General features: G+C 60.6%; 1 protein-coding gene. It reads right to left on the bottom strand.

Annotated elements, in window-relative coordinates; genetic code table 11:
* On the bottom strand, nt 1-345 hold a 345-nt coding region (locus HXS65_RS17390), incomplete at both ends, for an Ig-like domain-containing protein (protein ID WP_176494540.1).

Genomic DNA, 345 nt, shown 5'->3' with positions numbered 1-345 from the left:
GGTCTCGCCGTCGTAGATGGCGACTGAGCTACCGGCTTCGGCAGTACCTGTCAGGGTCGGAGTCGTGTCATCGGTGCTGTCGCCAGAAGCCAGCTCGCCTGTGACGCTGCCCACATTGTCGTCAACAGAAGTAATGACAGGCGCGGCAGGAGCCGTGATGTCACCGGCGGTCGGCACGGTGACAATGGCAGAAGCGTCGCTTTCATTACCGGCATCATCGGTGGCAGTTGCTGTCAGCTCGGTGCCGTCTTCCTGTTCTGGCGTCAGCTCGAGGCTGAAGTCTCCGTTGGCATCGACGGTCGTTTCACCAAGCACATCGCCGTCCCCATTGGTGACGGTAATGGT

Source organism: Cobetia sp. 5-25-4-2 (genome assembly GCF_013374075.1).
Lineage (GTDB): Bacteria > Pseudomonadota > Gammaproteobacteria > Pseudomonadales > Halomonadaceae > Cobetia > Cobetia marina.
The sequence above is the reverse complement of the archived record's forward strand: the minus strand, read 5'-3'. Positions and strand labels throughout refer to the sequence as shown.